Raw genomic sequence first — 3,998 nt, forward strand, 5'->3', positions numbered from 1 at the left:
CCCCCCCCCCCCGGAGGAGGTGCTGGTGTCCGTACTGCTCGGCGGCCTGTCCGCCTACCTCAACCGCTGACCGGGGCATCGGTCGCGGCGGTTTCACCAGGCGGATCGCTGGATCCTGCCGCGTAGCGCGCCGAGGACCGCCGCGTGGGTCGGGTGCATCGCCTCCTGTTCGTCCACCGACAGCAGGTTCCCGGCCGCGGCGCGACGCAACGCCGCGACGAGCGGCGCCAGGCCCTGCTCCGACGCCAGCCCGGTCAGGACCGGTTCCGCCCAGCGTCTGGCGACAGAAGACCACCTGGGGCAAGACGTAGCCCGCGAGCTGAGCCCTCCCATCGCCGACGGGAACCTCAACCGGCGCATGGCCCAATACATTCTCAAAACAGATCAGATCGCGGCGAAGCTCATCCAGGCGTGGGAAGCCCGCGACAACGACGCCTCCATGCGTGCCGTCCAGGAGCTCGAAGCGCACAAGAACGCCAACCAGGACCTCGCCGCAGACCTCGCCAGGTACGAGGCGGAACAGCGCGAGCCGGCGACCCCGGACGACGCCAGCACAGACACCAAGCCCGCCAAGGGCACCACACGCGGCCGGAAGACCGCGAAATAGGCGTCCGCCGCCGCGCAAGATCGCAGGCTGGCTCAAAACGTCTATACAGGAACATCAAGATCGCAGGCTGGCTCAAAACGTCTAAAGTCGCGGGCACGGCCGACAGCCCCTAGATCATCGAACAATTCACATGTGTGCTAGCTATCTGACAGCAACCGTGACCGCAACCGGGGCGCACAACCATGCACAGCTACGCACAAAGCGACGAATCCACTACGCCCCGGAGTGGTCGATTCAGACCGAGACATGCCCTCTTTCGGGCCTCTTCAATCGGACGCGGATGGGGCCCGGAATACACCACAGTCATTGCCCCACAGAACGCGCGCCCGTCGCCAAGCAACTCAGGATGATCGCTCTCCCAGTTGAATGAAGAATGCATTTGATCGAATGGCCGGATGTTCTGCCGAGAGATCACGGAGAACACCATCAATAAAGCACGTTGCAGCCGTCAATAGTTCTTCTCTATCGCACGCCAAAACACCGCTGGCCCAAGAGTCCTCAACGTGCACCAAATCTTCATGGCACACGAAGCGAACACTGTGATCGTTCTCGGTGAAGTCAATCGATCCTTCGCCGGATTCCTTAATCGAGTTGCATAGAAACTTGACGGATGCGGTGAAGTCTAGGAGCGGTAGCGATCCCCACCGTCGGCCAATATTCTCCCCCGCAATCACGAAATCGACTCGACTCAGAAAGTATTGATACGCGAGGTCCATGGCCGACACTGTCGAAAGATCGGGAGCTGGACTCTTCCGCCAAAGCGGCGATAACTCTCGATCAATTGGCAGGATCTCGTATCCGATCTCAATCATAATGTCCTCAGATTGGATGCGCCGTACGGAGACTTCCATCAGGATTTAGAATCACACGCACGCCCGTGGCTTCAACGCCTCCATCGTTCTTACTCAAACGTCCGAAACCTTTACCCGGGCCGAAATCCCACTCATGTTTTGTGCCATCGCGACGCCGTCCCGTGACTGGATCAATTCCCCTATTGGGCCTACCGGGACCACGCTTGACGGTCTCCTCCAAAAGCGCCTTTAGTTGAGCGTCCGTACCAGTAAAAACGCCCTTGCTGTCATCGACTCCCTTTCCGCGAGGATCGTCGTCTCTAGCGTTATTCGGGCGCGGGCGGTGATACGTGTTTACATGGTCCCAGCCTTCGCCCGACGTCGGACATTGCCATCCGTTAACGTTATGTACGAGCACCGGCGTTTCGCCGGCTATCACATAGTACGTGTGGCCTTGTTACGGTGGCTGCGGCGAGGTCATGGCGTCGATCTTGGCGAGGAGCTGGGCTTTCGCTCAGCCACCCGTCGGCAGCTCATTGATTGCCGGCGATTTTGACCGCAGCCGTGACAGCAACGTGGGCGCACGCCGGGCTGATTGCGCAGGGCCTGACGGCGGCCGGGGGCGTCTACTCGGTCGGTTGCCTGTTGCTGACGGTGGGCTTCTTCTTTGCGCGGCGGCTGATGAGGCGATCGACGGCGGCGATGCGGCGGTGGAGGCGGGCGGAACCGGCGTCGCTGGCGGTGGTGTCGATGCGGCGCAGGACGGCGCGAGCGGCGTCGAGGTCGCCTGCACGGGCGTGGCCTTCGGCGAGCCAGGTTTGGTAGAGGGCGACTTCGCGGGCGTGGTCGTGGTTGTAGCCGGCGAGTGCTCGGGTGAGCAGGGGTTCGGCGGCGGCGGGGGTGCCGAGTTCGATGAGGCAGCGGGCAGCCATGACGTCGATCTCGGTCCGGTTGAGCCAGTAGACCCATTCGGGCTCAGCGATTCCGTCGGAGCGCTGGTTGTACGCGTCGTTGACGGCGTCGAGGGTGCGGCGGGTGGTGTCGGTGTCGCGGAGCCGGGCGGCGGCCCAGGCGAGGCGTTCCAGCAGCAGGGCCCGGACGAGTGGACTGGCGTCGGGGGCGCCGGTGACAGCGGAGCGGGTGATGAGCAGGGCGTCTTCGCGTTTGCCGACGTTGGTGATCTGGTAGGCGAGGCTGGACAGCAGTTGCGCGCCCAGCGCCCTGTCTCCCGCCGATTCGGCGGCGGTGACGCCGGACAGGTAGAGCCGTTGGGCGTCGGGGTAGCGACCGGCGTCGCTGGCGACCCAGCCGGCAAGCTGGGCCAGTTCACCGATCACAGTGTACAGCCGTTTACCGGAGGCATCGGTGTAGGAGGCGGTGCGGGCGAGGTGTTCGGCGTGGTCGAGTTCGGTGCGGATGACGGGGAGCAGGGTGCGGCTGCCGACGGTGTCGTCCAGGTGCCGAAGTTCGATCACCCGGGCTTCCAGCGTCTCGATGAGCCCGGTGCCGATACGACGGCCGGCGCGTAGCTGCCGAGGGACGGGCGGGTCGCCGATGAGCCATTCGTGGGTGAGCCGGACCGGGTCTGCTGGGGTACCGATCGGCTCGCCGAGGGCGTGTTCGTAGCGTTCGACGACGTCGGGGGTGGCGGGGCGGCGGCCGGTTTCGACGAGGCCGAGGTAGGGCTTGCTGAAGTGGGTGAGCGCGGCCATGCCGGCAAGGCTGTGCCCGGCGGCCTCGCGGGCGGCCCGCAGCTTCGCGCCGAGGTCGGCGGTGTCGGCTGTAGACGGGGGAAGACCCTGTTGCGGTTCCATGGTCATCTCTTTCCGCTGATCCTGGTGGCAGGCCCAGCGGGGACGTGCATCGAGTCCGGACCTGGCTGGTGCTGTTCCGGGAGGGCCGGGACCGGCACGAAGATCGGCATTCTTCATACCCGGGTGCGTGCCCGGCCCTCCCACCGTAGACCACCGACGTGCCCGGAGGTGAGCAGCGATGTCGATGCACCTGCCGGTTCGCCCGGCCTGGACCTGTGCGGGGTGTGGGCTGGCGTGGCCGTGCCCGTCGCGCAAGCGCCAGTTGTTGGCCGAGTTCGCCGGGGCGCGGGTGTCGCTGATGCTCTACCTGTCGCGGTTCTTCGTTGAGGCGTGCGTGGACATGCCGGCCACCACCTCGGGGACGCTGTATCGCCGGTTCTTCACCTGGCCGTACGAGCCCGATGGCCGCCACGGTAACGAGAGCGCCCCGCCGGGGCGGTGATCCCGGCGGGGCGCGTTCTCGGTTGGTCGGGTTCAGTCGTCGGAGCGGATGTCGGGGTCGTCGTCGGGCTGGTCGGGTTGCAGCGCCTGGTCCATGGACTCGACGGCGTGGCGTTGCAGGCGTAGCCGGACGTGGGAGTAGATGTCGGCGGTGGTGTGGATCTGCGCGTGGCCGAGCAGGTCCTTGATCGTCACCAGGTCCACGCCCTGTTCGAGTAGCAGCGTGGCGCAGGTGTGTCGAAGGTCGTGGGTGCGCCGTGAGGCGCTGTGGTTCGAGTGGGGGTGAGAGACCTTCGCCGCTGATCCTGTCGCAGCAGGGCGGTGGAGCTGGGGGCAGCCTGGTCC

Annotated in this window: 5 protein-coding genes; 2 read left to right on the forward strand and 3 right to left on the reverse strand. The window is 65.4% G+C overall.

Going from position 1 to position 3,998, the window contains the following annotated elements; all coding sequences use genetic code 11:
* Positions 1 to 358: 358 nt before the first annotated feature.
* Positions 359 to 607, forward strand: coding sequence for a hypothetical protein (locus E1258_RS30690; RefSeq protein ID WP_132407250.1), 249 nt, complete (start codon positions 359 to 361; stop codon positions 605 to 607).
* A gap of 341 nt (positions 608 to 948) precedes the next feature.
* On the opposite strand, the gene E1258_RS30695 is transcribed toward E1258_RS30690, so the two are convergent.
* Both E1258_RS30695 and E1258_RS30700 read right to left on the reverse strand, forming a co-directional pair.
* Complete coding sequence (locus E1258_RS30695) at positions 949 to 1,458, reverse strand: hypothetical protein (RefSeq protein WP_207919855.1); 510 nt, start codon at positions 1,456 to 1,458, stop codon at positions 949 to 951.
* Positions 1,459 to 2,024: 566 nt separating this feature from the next.
* Positions 2,025 to 3,218 carry a helix-turn-helix transcriptional regulator gene (locus E1258_RS30700; RefSeq protein WP_132407254.1) on the reverse strand — a complete coding sequence of 398 codons (1,194 nt, stop codon included), beginning with the start codon at positions 3,216 to 3,218 and terminating at the stop codon, positions 2,025 to 2,027.
* A 172-nt stretch (positions 3,219 to 3,390) separates the two neighbouring features.
* Here E1258_RS30700 and E1258_RS30705 point away from each other — a divergent pair, with 172 nt between their 5' ends.
* Positions 3,391 to 3,654 carry a flavin reductase gene (locus E1258_RS30705; protein WP_132407256.1) on the forward strand — a complete coding sequence of 88 codons (264 nt, stop codon included), beginning with the start codon at positions 3,391 to 3,393 and terminating at the stop codon, positions 3,652 to 3,654.
* 32 nt (positions 3,655 to 3,686) lie between these two features.
* Here the strand turns inward: E1258_RS30705 and E1258_RS30710 are convergent.
* On the reverse strand, positions 3,687 to 3,998 hold a 312-nt coding region (locus E1258_RS30710), incomplete at its 5' end, for a tyrosine-type recombinase/integrase (protein WP_243715792.1).

Source organism: Micromonospora sp. KC207 (assembly GCF_004348615.1).
Lineage (GTDB): Bacteria > Actinomycetota > Actinomycetes > Mycobacteriales > Micromonosporaceae > Micromonospora.

Coding starts and splice junctions, on each gene's coding strand:
- E1258_RS30705 (WP_132407256.1), top strand. CDS start 3,391: ATGTCGATGCACCTGCCGGTTCGCCCGGCCTGGACCTGTGCGGGGTGT.
- E1258_RS30695 (WP_207919855.1), bottom strand. CDS start 1,458: ATGGAAGTCTCCGTACGGCGCATCCAATCTGAGGACATTATGATTGAG.
- E1258_RS30700 (WP_132407254.1), bottom strand. CDS start 3,218: ATGACCATGGAACCGCAACAGGGTCTTCCCCCGTCTACAGCCGACACC.
- E1258_RS30690 (WP_132407250.1), top strand. CDS start 359: ATGGCCCAATACATTCTCAAAACAGATCAGATCGCGGCGAAGCTCATC.